17 protein-coding genes are annotated in these 15,696 nt (G+C 60.9%); 8 read left to right on the forward strand and 9 right to left on the reverse strand.

Annotated features, from left to right (window positions below; translation table 11 throughout):
• Positions 1-23: 23 nt before the first annotated feature.
• Genes CKW18_RS03600 through CKW18_RS03615 form a run of 4 tightly spaced genes read right to left on the reverse strand, consistent with a single transcriptional unit; the run spans position 24 to position 3,589 of the window.
• On the reverse strand, positions 24-776 hold the full coding sequence (locus CKW18_RS03600; protein WP_095187500.1) for an N-formylglutamate amidohydrolase: 753 nt from the start codon (positions 774-776) through the stop codon (positions 24-26).
• Entirely contained in the window at positions 760-2,091 is a 1,332-nt protein-coding gene (locus CKW18_RS03605; RefSeq protein WP_095187501.1) for a glutamine synthetase, read from the reverse strand. The genes CKW18_RS03600 and CKW18_RS03605 overlap by 17 nt, the downstream gene beginning before the upstream one ends.
• Positions 2,088-2,732, reverse strand: a complete 645-nt coding sequence (locus CKW18_RS03610) for an isochorismatase family cysteine hydrolase (protein ID WP_095187502.1) — start codon at positions 2,730-2,732, stop codon at positions 2,088-2,090. Before CKW18_RS03610 ends, CKW18_RS03605 begins: the two co-directional genes overlap by 4 nt.
• Positions 2,733-2,734: 2 nt before the next feature.
• Positions 2,735-3,589, reverse strand: a complete 855-nt coding sequence (locus CKW18_RS03615; RefSeq protein WP_095187503.1) for a MurR/RpiR family transcriptional regulator — start codon at positions 3,587-3,589, stop codon at positions 2,735-2,737.
• A gap of 332 nt (positions 3,590-3,921) precedes the next feature.
• On the opposite strand from CKW18_RS03615, the gene CKW18_RS03620 reads away from it, so the two are divergent.
• Together CKW18_RS03620 and cobF are read left to right on the forward strand one after the other, a co-directional pair.
• The gene (locus tag CKW18_RS03620) at positions 3,922-4,491 is read left to right on the forward strand and encodes a histidine phosphatase family protein (RefSeq protein ID WP_095187504.1); all 570 of its coding nucleotides are present in this window, start codon (positions 3,922-3,924) and stop codon (positions 4,489-4,491) included.
• The gene (gene cobF, locus CKW18_RS03625) at positions 4,491-5,246 is read left to right on the forward strand and encodes a precorrin-6A synthase (deacetylating) (RefSeq protein ID WP_095187505.1); all 756 of its coding nucleotides are present in this window, start codon (positions 4,491-4,493) and stop codon (positions 5,244-5,246) included. Before CKW18_RS03620 ends, cobF begins: the two co-directional genes overlap by 1 nt.
• Positions 5,247-5,259: 13 nt before the next feature.
• Here cobF and ftrA read toward each other — a convergent pair whose 3' ends face one another.
• Positions 5,260-6,234 (reverse strand): transcriptional regulator FtrA, encoded by a 975-nt coding sequence (gene ftrA, locus CKW18_RS03630; protein WP_095187506.1) that lies wholly within the window; start codon positions 6,232-6,234, stop codon positions 5,260-5,262.
• A 102-nt stretch (positions 6,235-6,336) separates the two neighbouring features.
• Between ftrA and CKW18_RS03635 the strand changes: the two genes are divergently transcribed.
• From CKW18_RS03635 to CKW18_RS03650, 4 genes are all read left to right on the forward strand, one after another.
• Entirely contained in the window at positions 6,337-6,765 is a 429-nt protein-coding gene (locus tag CKW18_RS03635) for a rhodanese-like domain-containing protein (protein ID WP_095187507.1), read from the forward strand.
• Positions 6,766-7,031: 266 nt separating this feature from the next.
• Positions 7,032-7,811, forward strand: a complete 780-nt coding sequence (locus CKW18_RS03640; RefSeq protein WP_095187508.1) for an ABC transporter substrate-binding protein — start codon at positions 7,032-7,034, stop codon at positions 7,809-7,811.
• Between the two features lie 189 nt (positions 7,812-8,000).
• Positions 8,001-9,113, forward strand: coding sequence for a succinylglutamate desuccinylase/aspartoacylase family protein (locus CKW18_RS03645; protein ID WP_095187509.1), 1,113 nt, complete (start codon positions 8,001-8,003; stop codon positions 9,111-9,113).
• 204 nt (positions 9,114-9,317) lie between these two features.
• Entirely contained in the window at positions 9,318-10,034 is a 717-nt protein-coding gene (locus CKW18_RS03650; protein WP_095187510.1) for an alpha/beta hydrolase, read from the forward strand.
• Between the two features lie 3 nt (positions 10,035-10,037).
• On the opposite strand, the gene CKW18_RS03655 is transcribed toward CKW18_RS03650, so the two are convergent.
• Together CKW18_RS03655 and CKW18_RS03660 are read right to left on the reverse strand one after the other, a co-directional pair.
• Positions 10,038-10,604, reverse strand: coding sequence for a hypothetical protein (locus tag CKW18_RS03655; protein WP_095187511.1), 567 nt, complete (start codon positions 10,602-10,604; stop codon positions 10,038-10,040).
• Between the two features lie 113 nt (positions 10,605-10,717).
• Positions 10,718-11,503 carry a hypothetical protein gene (locus CKW18_RS03660; protein ID WP_095187512.1) on the reverse strand — a complete coding sequence of 262 codons (786 nt, stop codon included), beginning with the start codon at positions 11,501-11,503 and terminating at the stop codon, positions 10,718-10,720.
• 145 nt (positions 11,504-11,648) lie between these two features.
• On the opposite strand from CKW18_RS03660, the gene CKW18_RS03665 reads away from it, so the two are divergent.
• Positions 11,649-12,188, forward strand: coding sequence for a chalcone isomerase family protein (locus tag CKW18_RS03665; protein ID WP_095187513.1), 540 nt, complete (start codon positions 11,649-11,651; stop codon positions 12,186-12,188).
• A 113-nt stretch (positions 12,189-12,301) separates the two neighbouring features.
• Positions 12,302-13,570, forward strand: coding sequence for an Nramp family divalent metal transporter (locus CKW18_RS03670; protein WP_371857608.1), 1,269 nt, complete (start codon positions 12,302-12,304; stop codon positions 13,568-13,570).
• Positions 13,571-13,820: 250 nt separating this feature from the next.
• Here the strand turns inward: CKW18_RS03670 and CKW18_RS03675 are convergent, their stop codons facing one another.
• Both CKW18_RS03675 and CKW18_RS03680 read right to left on the reverse strand, forming a co-directional pair.
• On the reverse strand, positions 13,821-15,002 hold the full coding sequence (locus tag CKW18_RS03675; protein WP_095187515.1) for an acetyl-CoA C-acetyltransferase: 1,182 nt from the start codon (positions 15,000-15,002) through the stop codon (positions 13,821-13,823).
• Positions 15,003-15,013: 11 nt separating this feature from the next.
• Complete coding sequence (locus CKW18_RS03680) at positions 15,014-15,679, reverse strand: CoA transferase subunit B (RefSeq protein WP_095187516.1); 666 nt, start codon at positions 15,677-15,679, stop codon at positions 15,014-15,016.
• Positions 15,680-15,696 lie beyond the last annotated feature (17 nt).

Below are 15,696 nucleotides of genomic sequence, written 5' to 3' on the forward strand. Positions count from 1 at the left end.
GCAGTCTTTACAGGCGTTTTCTGTTACAGCAATGGCGCGAGGTATCCGGCCCAGCGCGTTACGTCTTGCGGGCTGCGCAGCAAATCGTTGCGCACCTCGACGAGCACCGAATCCAGACCCCGGGCATCACCGTGCACCGGCACCGTCATGTCGCCCAGCGGATCAATCCTGTACGGCTGATTGCCGGCGGTTTTCAGCGGATGTTTGTCCAGGCCGTCGAGCACGCGCCGGGCGTAAGCCTGGGCCTGACCGAACAGCACGCCGATTTCCAGCGTTCGTGGCTGGCCGTAATACACAGGGGTGAAGCTGTGAATCCCGACGATGCGCACCGGTTGACCCTTGGCGATGCGCTCGTCGATCAACGTTTGCAAGCGCGCATGAAACGGTTTGAACAGGGTCTGATGGCGATATTCGCGGGTGGCTTCGTCCAGCTCGCGATTGCCCGGCACCTGGTAAATTTCGCTTTGCGCCGGAATGCTGTCAGGTGCATGCCGTGGTCGATTCAGATCAATCAGCAGGCGCGAATAGTTGGCGCTCAACAGCGTAGCGCCGAGTGTTTCCGACAACTGTTCAGCCAGTTGCAGCGCCCCGATGTCCCAGGCGATGTGTTCACGGGCGGCGGCATCGTCCAGGCCCAGGTTGTTCAGGGCCTCGGGAATGTAGGGACTGGCGTGCTCGCACACCAGAATCAACGGGTGCGTCGAGTCGGCGCGGCTCAGGTTGTAGACCGGTCGGGTGTACAACCCAAGCTCGGCGGATTCAGTACAGGCGTGCATAGTGCTCACACAGGTCAGCGGGCGAGAGCTGTTCCGTCAGCGCCAGTTCCTCGGTTTTCAGGGCGTGATAGGTGTCGAGCAACGGCTTGGGCAGCCATTGATTGAAGGTGCCACTGTTGCGCAGGCGATCCAGTGCCTGCGCCAGCGAGGCGGGCAGGGCGACAATGCCCCGGGCCTTGCGTTGCTCGTCGTTGAGTGAATCGGGAATTTCATCAGTGATCGCGTTCAGCGCCAGACGCTGTTCGATGCCCAGGCGTCCGGCGATCAGCAGCGCAGCCATCGCCAGGTGTGGCGAGGCGGTGGCATCCATGGCGCGAAATTCCAGGTTGAACTGTGTCGCTACGGCTTTGCCGCCCAGCGTCACGGTCGGGCAGATGCGCAACGCGGCTTCGCGGTTCTGCTGGCCGAGGCAGGCGTAGGACGCGCTCCAGTGATGCGGCTGCAAGCGCTCGTAGGAGACTGGCGTCGGCGCGGTAAACGCACACAGCGCCGGAAGATAGTGCAGGATGCCCGCCGCCCAATGCTGGCCGAGGGTCGACAGGCCGTTGCTGGTGCCAGCGTCGTAGAGCATCGGTTGACCGGCCAGATCAAGGAGGCTGACGTGCAGGTGCACGCCATTGCACACCGCCTGCTCGGCCGTTTTCGGTGCGAAGCTCACATCCAGGCCCATTTGCCGGGCGATCTCGCGGGTGATCTCGCGCACGTTCACTGCGCGATCCGCCGCTGCGACGCCAAGCGTTGGGCGGCAGGTGATTTCGTATTGATGCTTGCCGTATTCGGGCAGGAACATTTCCGGCTCGACACCACCGGCGCGCAAGGCGGCGAGCAGCCAGCCGCCGAACTCGGCGCCCTGCCGCTGGGCTTGCAGCGAGAACGCCAGGTGTTCGGCAAAGCCTGCATGCAAGTTGAATTCATGTTCGAACGCGGCATTGACCTGCAAGCCCAGCACGTCTCGATAACGCTCGATTTCATCGCGCAACAATGTGCGCGGGCAGGCACCCCAAGGGCGGCCATCGGTTTCGCGGATATCGCCGTGAATGAAATCCAGCGCCGGGGCGTCGGGATCCGGCCCGTTGCTGACGGTGACGCGGCTGCTCAGATCGGGAATCAGGCGCAAGTCACCATAAGCGCCCCATGGATTGGTCGAAGCAATGATGTCTTGCGGCGTCAACGCACTGTTGGCCGGAACCCAGCCGCAACCGCCAGCCTGGTAGTGCTCAAGCTCGTCTGTGGGAAACGAGCGGCCACGGGTGATGCCGATCAGGTCGGTGGTGACGATGGTGGTCATTGGCAGCGGCGTCAGGCGTGCGCTCATGGCCGCATCTCCTGCAACCGGCCGATTACGGTGTCGGTGTCGGTAATCCAGCAGTAACCCTTGATCGCATTCAGGCAGGCGTGATGTCGGGCTTCGTTGTAGGTGGCGCAGGCGTCTTCGACCAGCGTCACCAGATAACCACGGTCGGCGGCGTCGCGCACGGCCATGTCGACGCACTGGTCGGTGACGATGCCGGCGATGATCAGGTGGCGGGTTTCGAGGTTGCGCAGCACGTAGTCGATGTTGGTGGAGTTGAACACCCCGGACGAGGTTTTCGGCAGAACGATCTCGTTTTCCACCGGGGTCAGGTCTTCAATGATCCGCGCCTGCGTGCTGCCCTTGGGCAGGTGCATGTCCGACAGCTTGTGATCCAGCGAGCGGTCGCGACCATCGGCCGTCAGGCTTTCGATGATGGTGTGCAGCACGTTTTGCCGCGCCTGGCGAAAGGCACTGAGCAACCGGCGTTGATTGGGCACCACCTGCATGTGCGCGCGGGTCAGGAAGTACTCGCCTTCCGGGCCGTTCAGGTGCGGGTCGAACTGTGGTTCGAGCCAGGCACGCTGCATGTCCACCAACAGCAACGCGGTGTGGTCGGTGACAAACGGCAAATCCCGCGGCGAGCGGTGGGGAAGGCTGAACATCCTTATTTATCCTCCAGCAGGTGGGTGTTGAAGTCGTTGCGCAGGGCGTCTATGCCTTCCAGGCGATCGGCCAGATTGTCAGTGCGCAGGGTCAGGCAGGCGATCAGCGCTTCGACCTGCGCCAGCGCCGGCACCATGGTGTCGAACGGCGACGCCGATTCCACCGGGGCGCTGATGATCAGGTCGGCCAGTTCGCGCAGCGGCGAGGCGTAGATGTCGGTGAACAGCACCACGCGCGCGTTGTTGTTTTTCGCGGCACTGGCAACGCGCAGGGCCTGGGTCTGATAGCGGCGGTAATCGAACACCAGCACGACGTCCTGACGTTGCAGATCGAACAGGCGATCAGGCAGTTGCGCGTTGTCCTCCAGCGCAAAGCAACCGGGGCGCAACAGGCGCAGGTGATTGAGCAGGTAAGTCGCCATCAGGCTGCTGAAGCGTCCGCCAAAGCAGTAAACCTGATGCCGGGCATCGAGCAGCCAGTCGGTGAGGATGCGCACATCTTCGGGTTGGGTCAGCGATTGGGTTTCGACCAGCAGGCGATGGCTGTCAGCCAGATAGTGGCTCCAGGCGTCGTCCTTGTGTTGTTGCGCGCGGGGTTGCAGCAAGGTGCGCGGCGAACGCAGGCGATGATCCATGTCGCTGAGCAGGGCATCCTGGAATTCGGCATAACCGCCGAAACCGAGTTTTTTCACCAGCCGCACGATGGTCGGATCGCTGACGCCTGCATGTTCGGCCAGACGCGCCATTGGCCCCAGACCATTGCGTGGGTATTGATCGAGCAAGGCGCGGACGACTTTGCGCTCCGACGGCGTAAGATCCAGGCCGGGATCGGTGATCAGGTCTCTGAGAGGGGGCATCCGGGCTCCTGCTGGATGGGGGGGTGTCGAATTCGCTTCATAATCCGTTAAAACAGTATTTATGTAACTGGCACTACATGTCTAGTGAATTTTTTGTCGCGTTTAAACAGCCCCGGAATGGGGCAAGGTGCCCGTGGCACAAGGGTTACACCGAAGTCGATTGGCTTTGTAGGCAATTGCCCATGACCGTGTCGGAAATTGCCGATTTTTTCGCATTGAGAGGGTCGACACTGTGGCATCGAACAGGCCATGAGCCCTCGGTTTACGGCACAATTGTCGGCGGACCGATCCTGCTCCGCTGATTTTCATGATTTTCGACCGAGTGATTCATCGTGCATAGCACCCGTTTGTCACTGATTTGCCATGCGCGAACCGTCGCACAAAAATTGGCGTGTTTTCCTACGAATGAACCCGTTGAAAAGACCCCGTTGGCGGCTGACACGCTGGCCACGCATTTCGGCTCGCCGCACCGACTGATCTGCGGCCCGGAATTGCGTACCCGCCAGACTGCTGCGTGGATGGGCGCCGACGCGCAAATTGACCAGGCGTTGCGCGATTGCGATTGGGGGCGCTGGCACGGTCAGTCCATCAAGGCTTTACAGCGTGCCGAGGGCGCGGAGTTACAGGCCTGGCTGGAGGATCCCCACGCCACCCCGCATGGCGGTGAGTCGGTTGCGCAGGTGTGCGAGCGCGTGGCGGTGTGGCTGCTCAGCGTGCAATCCACGCCGGGGCATGTGGTGGCGGTGACGCACCCGTTTGTCATTCGCGCGGCAATGGTTCAAGTGATGCAGGGCGCGGCATTCCATGACCTGGATGTCGAACCGTTGTCGGTGCTCGAACTGCGCTTCACCGGGCGCTGGCGGCTACGCTTGCCCGGACTTGATCTGCAAGGAGCACGCTGATGAAACAACTGTTGGTGATCGGCATCGGCGCCGGAAATCCGGATTACGTCACGATGCAGGCCGTGAAAGCGCTGAACCGGGTAGACGTGTTCTTTCTCTTTGACAAAGGTCAGAGCAAGGACGCGTTGATCACGTTGCGTCGGGAGATCTGTGAGCGCTACATCACAGACCCGCACTACCGCTTCGTCCAGGCCCCCAGTCCGGAGCGTGAGCGCGGTGAGGTCGACTACACCGCCAGCGTCGACGAGCTCAACCGCGCCAAGCAGCAAACTTTCGAGCGCCTGATCAATGAGCAATTGGCCGACGGCCAGTGCGGCGGTTTTCTGGTGTGGGGCGATCCGGCGTTGTACGACAGCACCCTGCGTATCCTGCAAGCGATTCTCGCGTCTGGGCGCTGTGCCTTCGAATATGAAGTGATCCCCGGAATCACCAGCGTTCAGGCGTTGGCCGCGCAGCATAAAGTGCCGCTGAACACGATTGGCCATTCAATTGAAATCACCACCGGCCGGCGTCTGGCAGCAGGGCAGGTGAGCGCGGCGGACAGTCTGGTGGTGATGCTCGATGCCGAAGATGCCTATCAGCAAGTGGCGGATCAGCAAACGCAGATTTACTGGGGCGCCTATCTGGGCACGCCGGATGAGATTTTGCTCAGTGGCAAACTTGAGGAGGTGGCGGACGAGATCGAGCGGGTACGCAAGGCGGCGCGGTTAAAGCATGGGTGGATCATGGATACCTATCTGTTGCGCAAGCCCTGAATTGGCGGTGCTCTCAAGAATGGGCAATAGCCTCCCGGCCAAACCGCTCCCGATACACCGACGGCGGCACGCCGACCACGCTGCGAAACGCCACGCGAAAACTCTCCACCGAACGATAGCCACAGCGCAGCGCGATCTGTTCGGTATTGTCGCTGGAGCTTTCCAGCAATTCGCGGGCGCGAGCCAGCCGTTCATGTTGCAGCCAGGCTTTGGGCGACTGCCCGCTGGCCTCGCTGAAACGCCGCAGAAAGGTACGCTCACTCATCGCCGCCTCACTGGCCAGATCGCGCACTTCCAGCGGTTCATGCAGGCGTTCGCGGGCCCATTGCATCACCCGTGACAGATCATTGCGTGGCGTCGGGCTGACCGGCGTCGGTATGAACTGCGCCTGACCGCCGGTGCGCTGCGGCGACATGACCAGACGCCGCGCCACCGAGTTGGCGACCTGCGTGCCGAAATCCCGCGCCACCAGGTGCAGACAGGCGTCGATGCCGGCCGCGCTGCCGGCCGAGGTGATCAACTGGCCCGAATCGACGTAAAGCACGTCAGGATCAACCGCAATCATTGCAAAGCGCTGAGCCAGTTCTGCGGTGTAACGCCAATGAGTGGTGGCGCCGTGGCCATCGAGCAGGCCGCTGGCCGCCAGCACAAAGACCCCCGAGCAGATCGACAGCAGCCGCGCACCACGGGCGTGGGCCTCGCGCAGGGCGGTGAGCAGCGCCGGCGGCACTTCAGCGTGACGGTCACGCCAGCCGGGAATGATGATGGTGCGCGCCTGTGCCAACAATTCGAGGCCACCGTCGGCCAGCACCTGAATGCCGCCCATGGCCCGCATCGGCCCTTGGTCGACCGCCACAATGCAGTGCTCGTACCACGGGAAATCGAATTCCGGCCGGGCCAGGCCGAACACCTCCACGGCAATGCCGAACTCGAAAGTGCAGAGGCCATCGTAGGCCAGAATCGCGACCAGTCCTGGTGAAGTAGGCATTTGGCGGAAAATTCCCGGTGAGTGTCTTGTGCGCCACTGTAGCGCCACGCGGCGACTGGATAAAGTCTGTTCACACCCACACAGATACAGGAGCAACACCCCATGGCCAGCCTGGTTCGCGAAATTCCTGCCGCACCGTCGGCGATTGCCCTGATGCATTTCAGCAATCGTCTGACCTTCGAAACCGATTGTTCCGACGTGTTCAGCAGCCAGCAAGCGGGCGAAACCGATTTTGTCCTGATCGACGTGCGCGGCCCCCTGGCTTTTCAGCGTGGCCATGTGCCGGGGGCGATCAACCTGCCCACGCGCTTGCTGAGCGTTGAGGCATTGAAGCGCTACCCGATAACCACGCTGTTCGTGGTCTACTGCGCCGGCCCACATTGCAACGGCGCCAACAAGGCGGCGGTGAAATTGGCGGCGCTGGGTTATCCGGTCAAGGAGATGATCGGCGGCGTGACCGGGTGGCTGGACGAGGGATTTGAATTAAATGTGGCGCAAGCTGCAGCGACGCCCATCGGTTGCAACTGCTGAAACCCAGACCCCGTGTAGGCGTGCGCCTACACGGTTTTTTTGTACTGTTTGAGGGCTTGTCCTACAGCCTTTGCACCACGACGGCGCACCTGTTGATGGTGGTCAATCGACTCGCCGATCTTTTGTAAGTATTTGTCGCTTAAACACAATTTGCCCTGTGCGCGCCGCCATAGACTGCCGACCACTTCGGATTTTGCAGCCAAATGGCCATGCCGAACGCTGAATCGAAAGCTGCCAATAAAAGCCTCCGCACACAGGAGTTATAAATGAAGAAGCTAGTGATGTTTGGTGCCCTGGCACTGTCGATGTTGTCCCTGACCGCCGTGGCCGAAGACGCCAAGCCGATCCGCATCGGTATTGAAGCCGGTTACCCGCCATTCTCGATGAAAACCGCTGACGGCAAACTCGCCGGTTTCGATGTCGATATCGGCGATGCGCTGTGCGCGCAGATGAAAGTCAAATGTACTTGGGTCGAGCAAGAATTCGATGGCCTGATCCCGGCGCTGAAAGTGAAGAAAATCGACGCGATCCTGTCTTCGATGACCATCACTGACGATCGCAAGAAAAACGTCGACTTCACCATCAAGTACTACCACACCCCGGCGCGCTTCGTGATGAAGGAAGGCTCGGGTGTCAAAGATCCGCTGACCGAACTCAAAGGCAAGAAAGTCGGCGTGCTGCGTGCCAGTACCCACGACCGCTACGCCACTGAAGTGCTGGTGCCGGCCGGGATCGAGCTGGTGCGTTACGGTTCGCAGCAGGAAGCCAACCTGGACATGGTATCGGGTCGTATCGACGCGATGCTGGCCGACTCGGTCAACCTGAGCGACGGCTTCCTGAAAACCGACGCCGGCAAAGGCTTCGAATTCGTCGGCCCGACCTACGAAGACGCCAAGTACTTCGGCGGCGGTGCCGGCATCGCCGTGCGCAAGGGTGACAAAGAGCTGGCGGACAAATTCAACGCCGCCATCACCGAAATTCGCGCCAATGGCGAGTACAAAAAAGTCCAGGACAAGTACTTCGACTTTGACGTTTACGGCCATTAATACGCCGTAGAAAAAAGTGGCCCCCGTTGATGCGGCGGCCACTTTTTTTGTGCCCATGATTTATTCTGCAGCACACATTTTCCAATGTAGGAGCTGCCGCAGGCTGCGATCTTTTGATCTTGATCCTGAAAAACAAGATCAAAAGATCGCAGCCTGCGGCAGCTCCTACAGAGTTCGCGGAGTTTTCTTATGCAACGCATCGACCATCTGCTGCCCTGGAGCCACTTGGGCAGCGAACGCTCCCTCAGCGTATTCCGTTACGGCGCCGGCACCCGCAAGGTGTACATCCAGGCCAGCCTGCACGCCGATGAATTGCCGGGCATGCGCACTGCGTGGGAGCTCAAGAAACGCCTCAACGAACTGGAACAGCAAGGTCGTCTGCAAGGCGTGATCGAACTGGTGCCTGTGGCCAACCCGATCGGCCTGGACCAGCATCTGCAAAGCGCGCACATGGGCCGCTTCGAACTGGGCAGCGGCAAGAATTTCAACCGTGGGTTTGTTGAACTCAGCGCGCCAGTGGCAGCGTTGATCGGTGATCGCCTGGGTTCTGATGCTGACGCCAACATCGCGCTGATCCGCCAGACCATGATCCAGGTCTTCGATGATCTGCCGGCCCCGGCCTCGCAACTGCAAGCCCTGCATCGCTTGCTGCTGCGCCACGCCTGCGATGCCGACATCACCTTTGACCTGCATTGCGATTTCGAAGCATCGATCCACCTTTATGCGTTGCCTCAGCATTGGCCGCAGTGGCAGTCACTGGCGGCGCGCTTGAAGGCCGGCGTGGCGTTGCTGTGTGAAGATTCCGGCGGCAGTTCATTCGATGAATCCTGCTCAACGCCGTGGCTGCGACTGGCACGAGCCTTCCCGGGCGCGGCCATTCCCGCGGCCAACCTCGCCACCACGCTGGAACTCGGCAGCATGGGCGACACCCGGGTCGATCAGGCCCAAGCCAATTGCGAGGCGATTCTCGGATTTCTCGCCGAGCAGGGTTTCATCAGCGGTGAATGGCCGGCGGCGCCCAACGAGTGCTGTGAAGGCATGCCTTTCGAAGGCACCGAATACCTGTTCGCGCCGCACCATGGCGTGGTGAGTTTCCTGCGCGATGCGGGCGAGTGGGTGGAGAAGGGCGATGCATTGTTTGAGGTGGTTGATCCGTTACAGGATCGCGTGACTACTGTGCGCGCCGGGACCAGTGGCGTGCTGTTTGCGATTGATCGCGGGCGGTACACCGAGCCTGGAATCTGGCAGGCGAAAGTGGCGGGGCGGGTGCCGTTTCGCACGGGCAAGCTGACTAACGACTGACGATCTTCACTGGATCTGCAGGCCTCATCGCTGGCAAGCCAGCGCCCACAGTGTCCGCGTCGTACACAAAATGGGTGACTTGCGCAAAAACCTGTGGGAGCTGGCTTGCCAGCGATGGCGGTCTCGACAGCACCACTGAATTTGGATCTTCGACCCAGAGTGTTAGGCTCCCCCCGAACCCGACACTCTGTGAAGGAAGGCTTTATGTTGAAGGCGTTTGCCCTGTTTACCCTCCTGGCGTCCACCGCCGTCCAGGCTCAAACCACCCTGCAAAGCGATCTGCCGCTTAAATACATTGCACAGGTTCACCCTGATGCCGATCCGCGTCCGCTGGTGATTTTCCTGCACGGTTATGGCAGTAACGAAGCCGATCTGATCGGCATGAAATTCCAGCTGCCGGCGCACTATAACTACCTCTCGGCGCAGGCGCCGCTGGCGTTGGGCGAAGGGCGCTACCAGTGGTTTCGCAAGAAAGGCGAAGGCGCCTACAACGGCGAGACCGATGATCTGAAGGCCAGCGGCCAGAAGTTGCGGGACTTTGTCGCACAAGCGGCGAAGAAATATCACGTGGCCCCCGACAAGGTGTACCTGATCGGCTTCAGCCAGGGCGCGATGATGACTTACGAGGTGGGCCTGCGTCCGCCGGTGGCCGTGGGCGGTATTGCGGCATTGAGCGGACGTTTATTGCCGGTGTTGAAAGCTGAACTGAAGAGCGGGCAACAACCGCTGCCGTTGAACATCTTCATCGGTCACGGCACTGCTGATAATCAGGTGCCGTATCACGACGGTACCGAGGCCGCTGCGTTACTCCAGAAACGGGCTTACAAACCGCAGTTTCACGCCTATCCCGGCGTCGGCCACAGCATCAGTGCGGCCGAACTGCGGGACTTGAACGCCTGGTTGCAGCAACTCAACCCTTGAGAATCACTGTTCTTTGAGGATGGTTTTTACCAAGGCATCGTGACCTTTCTTGTCGCTGACCCGGGAGATTACCTGGACCAGCGCCATGCGCGTTCCCGAACCGGCCATCAAGGTCGTGTTGAGGGTCTGGCCGCCGCCCTGCGTGGCAGTGCTGTCGACCTGACGCAGGCCAAGGCCGGTGCCTTTTTGGGTCAGGCTTTTCTCACTGAGTTTGTTGAAGTCCGGTAGCGCTTTGCGCTGGGCATCGATGAAGTCAGAAACGCTGCCATCGAGGAACGCGCTGTCGTTGTCCTTGACGTTGTTGCCTTCAGGAACCTGGTTTTCGGCGGCGATGACCACGGTTTTAGTGGTCTGGTTGGTGTACATCGTGCCCGTGGCACCGGTCGGACTGGCCGGCAACGGATCAGCGACGAAGCCCTTGGGCAGGGTGAAAGTGAACTTGCCGCCGAGCATCGAAACCTTCTCGGTGGCGGCTTTTTCCTTGGCCTTGGCGGCCTGAGCGTTGATGGCGCCGAGACCGGCGACAGCCGCCAGCAACAGGACGACGGCTTTCTTGCTCAACAATGTCATTCGAATCTCCGGGAAGTGGTCAGGCCAGGCGGGCGATCATCCCATGCACCGGCTTGTCACTCCAGCACGGCTCGTCTGCACCGGGTGATTGAAGTGAACGCTTACCTGTGGCGTCAACCTTCAGTGGTCCGCGCGGTTCTCACAGGGGCCGGTTTGGCCAGCAATTTACGCGTCACGCCGAGCATGGCCACCGACACCGCGACGCCTATGGCAAACCCGCTCAGGCCAAGACTCGGCAGCGTCAACGCCGAGACCAGACAAAACGCCGAAAACGAATACATCCCGGTCGCCGTCGCCCGCAACAACGCGGCAGTAAACGCCGGGCCACGGGCCTGCTGGGAAAACACCGCCATCACACTGCCGAGCACCGGGAATACCGCGAGCAGGCCGCTCCAGCGTTCGCCGACAGTGCTGGCCAGCAGGGTCACCAGCAGCGTCAGCGCAGCCCCGGCGATCATCCGCCAGAGCAGTTTGTCCGACTTCGGTGCGGGGCCGTTCAGCACCGGTTGTACCTTGGGAAACAGGTAGGGCGCCGCCAACAGGGCAACGGCCGCCGCCGCCACGGAGAACGGCAGTGATGCCGGAATAAGTGACAGTATCAGCGCCAGCATCGCCCAGACTGCCAGAGAAAAGCTCAGTGCCCACGGCCAGTTCGCCCGCTGCGCGACCTGTGCGTAGGTGATGCAGAACGCAATCATCGCGAACATGGCCGACAGCGCCGCGACCGCCGATTGCGCGGCAAACTGCGGCCCCTGTTCGATGGCGAGGAAAAACAGGATCGGCCCGACCACCACCGGCAACCCCGACAGCCACCCGGCCACGCTCGGCCCCCAGCGCTTGCCGGCCAGCGATATCAGCAACAGAAAACCGGGGATCAGCAACAGTTTGAGGATCAGCACGCAGGTGTCTCCGTCGGGTGAGAGACGGCTACGGTAGCATCGCGGTCAAGGTATTGCTGCATATGTGAGTGATTTTTGTATACAAAGTGTCAAGGCCATACCGGCTATGCTTTGCCTGTATGGGTTTGCCGGAGTCAATGGCGTGATGAACAGAACACAGAATGTCTTGCGTGGGTGCTGCGCCATCGGCTTGTGGGCCTTGCTGGTGGCGCCTGCCTGGGCCAACTGGCAGGACGAAGTGCCCGGCGCCAGGATCATCGGCAGCGGCGATTTCAGCGTGTTTGGTTTCGATGTTTACAACGCGAGGTTGTGGAGTACGGCGCAGCCGTTGGCGGACGGGCAGCCTTTCGCGCTGGAGTTGATCTATCGCCGAAAGATTTCCCGCGACGATCTGGTCGAAGCCAGCGTTGATGAAATCAAACGTCTGAATGGCGCCGCCGTCACTCCGGCACAACTGGCCGGCTGGCAGACGCAGATGCAGCAGGCGTTCGTCGATGTCCAGGCTGGCACCCGCATCACCGGAGTGTATTTACCGGGGCAGGGCGCACGTTTTTTTGTCGGCCAGCAGTTGCAGCATGAGATCGCCGACCCGCAGTTCGCCCGGGCATTTTTTGATATCTGGTTGAATCCGCGTACGCGCAATCCTGAACTGCGCCAGCAGTTGCTGGGCGTGACGGGGTCTTGAGCTTTCATCAAAGGGGTTGAAACGTCTAAGCTGCGTCTTTCGACTTGTTTCTGGATGTGTGCGTGAAATTCAGTTTGCCCAAAATCGCCACCGCGCCGTTTTGCCCGCCGGAAGTGGCTGGCAGTGTCGCGGTTGATCCCAACGCCGCGTTTTTCAAGCGCGTGCTGCGCTTCGCCGGCCCTGGTTTGCTGGTGTCGATCGGTTATATGGATCCGGGCAACTGGGCGACGGCCATCGAGGCCGGCTCGCGATTTGGCTACAGCCTCTTGTTTGTGGTGTTGTTGGCGAGTCTGGCGGGCATGGTTGTGCAGTGCCTGTGTTCACGGCTGGGCATCGCCACCGGGCGTGATCTGGCGCAATTGTCCCGCGAACGCTACAGCACCCCGACGGCGCGGCTGCAATGGATATTGGCGGAGATTTCGATCATCGCCACCGACCTTGCCGAAGTCCTCGGCTGTGCGCTGGCGTTTCACTTGTTGCTCGGTTGTTCACTGACCTTCGGCATTGCCCTGACCGCATTCGACACGTTACTGGTGTTGGCCCTGCAGAACCGTGGCTTCCGTCGGCTGGAAGCGATCATGCTGGTACTGGTCGCGACCATCGGCGTGTGTTTCTTCGTTGAACTGGTGCTGATCAAGCCCTACTGGCCGGACGTCGCCCAAGGCTTCAAACCGTCACTGGCGGCGATCAGCGATGCCGCGCCGTTGTACCTGGCGATCGGCATCCTCGGGGCCACGGTGATGCCGCATAACCTTTACTTGCATACGTCCATCGTGCAGACACGGATGATCGGCAAGGATCTGGCGAGCAAGCAGGATGCGGTGAAACTGGCGCGCATCGACACCATCGGTTCGCTGGCACTGGCATTGCTGGTCAACGCGGCGATTCTGATTCTCGCGGCGGCAGCGTTTCATCAGTCCGGGCACACCGACGTGGTCGATATTCAGGATGCCTATCACTTGCTCGATCCGCTGGTCGGCGGTGCGCTGGCCAGTGTGTTGTTCGGCGTGGCGTTGCTGGCCTCGGGGCAGAGTTCGACCTTTACCGGGACCATCGCCGGCCAGGTGATCATGGAGGGCTATCTGAATCTGCGGATTCCCTGCTGGCAGCGGCGCTTGATCACCCGTGGGTTGGCGCTGATTCCGGCGTTTATCGGTGTGTGGCTGATGGGCGATAACGCGGTGGGCAAGCTGCTGGTGTTGAGCCAGGTGGTGTTGAGTTTGCAGTTGCCGTTTGCCCTGTATCCGCTGATTCGCATGACTAATGACCAGCAATTGATGGGGCCGTTTGTGAACCGCTGGCCGACCCGGGTGTTGGCGTGGGGGGTGTTTGCGGTGATCGGCGGGGCGAACGCGTGGTTGATTCTGCAGTTGGCTGGCTGACTGGGAGTTTTGTGCTGGCTGGACTGACGCATTCGCGAGCAAGCCCGCTCCCACAGTGGTTGGTGTTATTCACAAATATTGTGTACACCCACCAACCCTGTGGGAGCGGGCTTGCTCGCGAAGGGGCCTTCAAGGCCAGCCTGTAAAATCCAGACAAAAAAAGACCCGGTGCAACGCAAGCTGCACCGGGTTTTTGTTGCCGGCAAACGGCGGATGTCGTGGATCCGCCGTCTACCGTTGAACCTCTTGCTTAACCGCGTTCCAGCGCCAATGCCACACCCTGACCGCCGCCAATGCACAGGGTCGCCAGACCCTTTTTCGCATCACGCTTGATCATTTCATGCAGCAGCGTCACCAGCACACGGCAGCCCGACGCACCGATCGGATGACCGAGGGCGATGGCGCCGCCGTTGACGTTGACCTTGTCCAGATCCCATTGCAGATCCTTGGCCACCGCCAGCGATTGCGCGGCGAAGGCTTCGTTGGCTTCGATCAGGTCAAGTTGAGCAATGTCCCAGCCTGCCTTGTCCAGGCAGCGGCGGGTGGCCGAGACCGGGCCGATACCCATGATCGCCGGGTCGACGCCGGCGTTGGCATACGCGGCGATTTTCGCCAGCACCGGCAGACCGAGCGCCTTGGCTTTCTCGGCGCTCATCAGAATGACCGCAGCAGCGCCGTCGTTCAGCGACGAGGCGTTACCGGCCGTGACGCTGCCGTCTTTCTTGAACGCCGGGCGCAGTTTCGCCAGGGATTCGGCGGTGGTGGCGCCACGCGGTTGTTCGTCGACCTGAAACGCAACCGGATCGCCCTTGCGCTGCGGAATCAGGATCGGGGTGATTTCCTCAACGAAGCGACCGGCCTCAATGGCAGCGGCGGCTTTCTGCTGCGAGGCGGCAGCGAAGGCGTCCTGCTGCTCGCGGCTGATCTCGTACTTGTCGACCAGGTTCTCGGCAGTGATGCCCATATGGTAATCGTTGAACGCATCCCACAGGCCATCGCTGATCATGGTGTCGACGATTTGCGCGTGACCCATGCGCAGACCGGTGCGTGCGCCCGGCATCACGTAGTTGGACAGGCTCATGTTCTCCTGACCGCCAGCAATGATCACATCGGCATCGCCGCAACGGATCGCTTGCGCGCCGAGGTGCAGGGCCTTGAGGCCCGAGCCGCAGACCTTGTTCAGGGTCATGGCCGGCACGGCGTGGGGCAGGCCGGCCTTGATCGCGGCCTGACGCGCCGGGTTTTGGCCAGCGCCGGCAGTCAGCACCTGGCCCATGATCACTTCATCGACCTGGGCACCGTCCAGACCGGTCTGTTCGAGCAACTGGCGGATCACCGCCGCGCCCAGATCGACTGCGGATACCGAGGCCAGGGAACCCTGGAAACTGCCGATCGCGGTACGCGTGGCGGCAACAATGACAACGTCTTGCATTTTCGAATTCCTCACTGGGCAGCGAACTGCATTTCCGTCACGTGATCCGGGACGATCAGTTTACCAGCGGTCTTGGCGACGATTTCCTCGACGCTGACGCCAGGTGCGCGTTCCTTGAGGACAAAAGCGCCATTTTCGATTTCCAGGTAGGCCAGGTCAGTCAGCACACGTTTAATGCACCCGGCGCCAGTCAGCGGCAGGCTGCACTTGGATAACAGTTTGGACTCACCGTCCTTGGACGCGTGGGTCATGATGACGATGATGTTGTCGGCGCCAGCCACCAGATCCATCGCGCCGCCCATGCCCTTGACCAGTTTGCCGGGGATCATCCACGAGGCGATGTTGCCTTCGACGTCGACTTCAAACGCGCCCAGCACGGTCAGGTCGACATGGCCGCCGCGGATCATCGCAAAGGATTCAGCGGAGGAGAAGATCGACGCGCCAATGCGCGCGGTCACGGTTTGTTTACCGGCGTTGATCATGTCGGCGTCGATGGTTTCTTCAGTCGGAAAAGGGCCCATGCCGAGCAGGCCGTTTTCCGATTGCAGCATGACTTCCATGCCTTCGGGAATGTAGTTGGCAACGAGGGTCGGAATGCCGATGCCGAGGTTCACGTAGTAGCCGTCCTGCATTTCGCGGGCGACGCGCTGAGCCATTTGTTCGCGGGAAAGTGCCATGTTGTTATTCTCCGTCA

Origin of the sequence: Pseudomonas sp. Irchel 3E19 (genome assembly GCF_900187585.1) — a bacterium.
In the GTDB taxonomy this organism is placed as follows: Bacteria; Pseudomonadota; Gammaproteobacteria; order Pseudomonadales; family Pseudomonadaceae; genus Aquipseudomonas; species Aquipseudomonas baetica.

What these genes read in the sequence shown, in the direction of transcription:
- CKW18_RS03600 (WP_095187500.1), bottom strand. Translation starts at nt 776, where the DNA reads ATGCACGCCTGTACTGAATCCGCCGAGCTTGGGTTGTACACCCGACCG.
- CKW18_RS03605 (WP_095187501.1), bottom strand. Translation starts at nt 2,091, where the DNA reads ATGAGCGCACGCCTGACGCCGCTGCCAATGACCACCATCGTCACCACC.
- CKW18_RS03610 (WP_095187502.1), bottom strand. Translation starts at nt 2,732, where the DNA reads ATGTTCAGCCTTCCCCACCGCTCGCCGCGGGATTTGCCGTTTGTCACC.
- CKW18_RS03615 (WP_095187503.1), bottom strand. Translation starts at nt 3,589, where the DNA reads ATGCCCCCTCTCAGAGACCTGATCACCGATCCCGGCCTGGATCTTACG.
- cobF (WP_095187505.1), top strand. Translation starts at nt 4,491, where the DNA reads ATGAAACAACTGTTGGTGATCGGCATCGGCGCCGGAAATCCGGATTAC.
- ftrA (WP_095187506.1), bottom strand. Translation starts at nt 6,234, where the DNA reads ATGCCTACTTCACCAGGACTGGTCGCGATTCTGGCCTACGATGGCCTC.
- CKW18_RS03635 (WP_095187507.1), top strand. Translation starts at nt 6,337, where the DNA reads ATGGCCAGCCTGGTTCGCGAAATTCCTGCCGCACCGTCGGCGATTGCC.
- CKW18_RS03640 (WP_095187508.1), top strand. Translation starts at nt 7,032, where the DNA reads ATGAAGAAGCTAGTGATGTTTGGTGCCCTGGCACTGTCGATGTTGTCC.
- CKW18_RS03645 (WP_095187509.1), top strand. Translation starts at nt 8,001, where the DNA reads ATGCAACGCATCGACCATCTGCTGCCCTGGAGCCACTTGGGCAGCGAA.
- CKW18_RS03650 (WP_095187510.1), top strand. Translation starts at nt 9,318, where the DNA reads ATGTTGAAGGCGTTTGCCCTGTTTACCCTCCTGGCGTCCACCGCCGTC.
- CKW18_RS03655 (WP_095187511.1), bottom strand. Translation starts at nt 10,604, where the DNA reads ATGACATTGTTGAGCAAGAAAGCCGTCGTCCTGTTGCTGGCGGCTGTC.
- CKW18_RS03665 (WP_095187513.1), top strand. Translation starts at nt 11,649, where the DNA reads ATGAACAGAACACAGAATGTCTTGCGTGGGTGCTGCGCCATCGGCTTG.
- CKW18_RS03675 (WP_095187515.1), bottom strand. Translation starts at nt 15,002, where the DNA reads ATGCAAGACGTTGTCATTGTTGCCGCCACGCGTACCGCGATCGGCAGT.
- CKW18_RS03680 (WP_095187516.1), bottom strand. Translation starts at nt 15,679, where the DNA reads ATGGCACTTTCCCGCGAACAAATGGCTCAGCGCGTCGCCCGCGAAATG.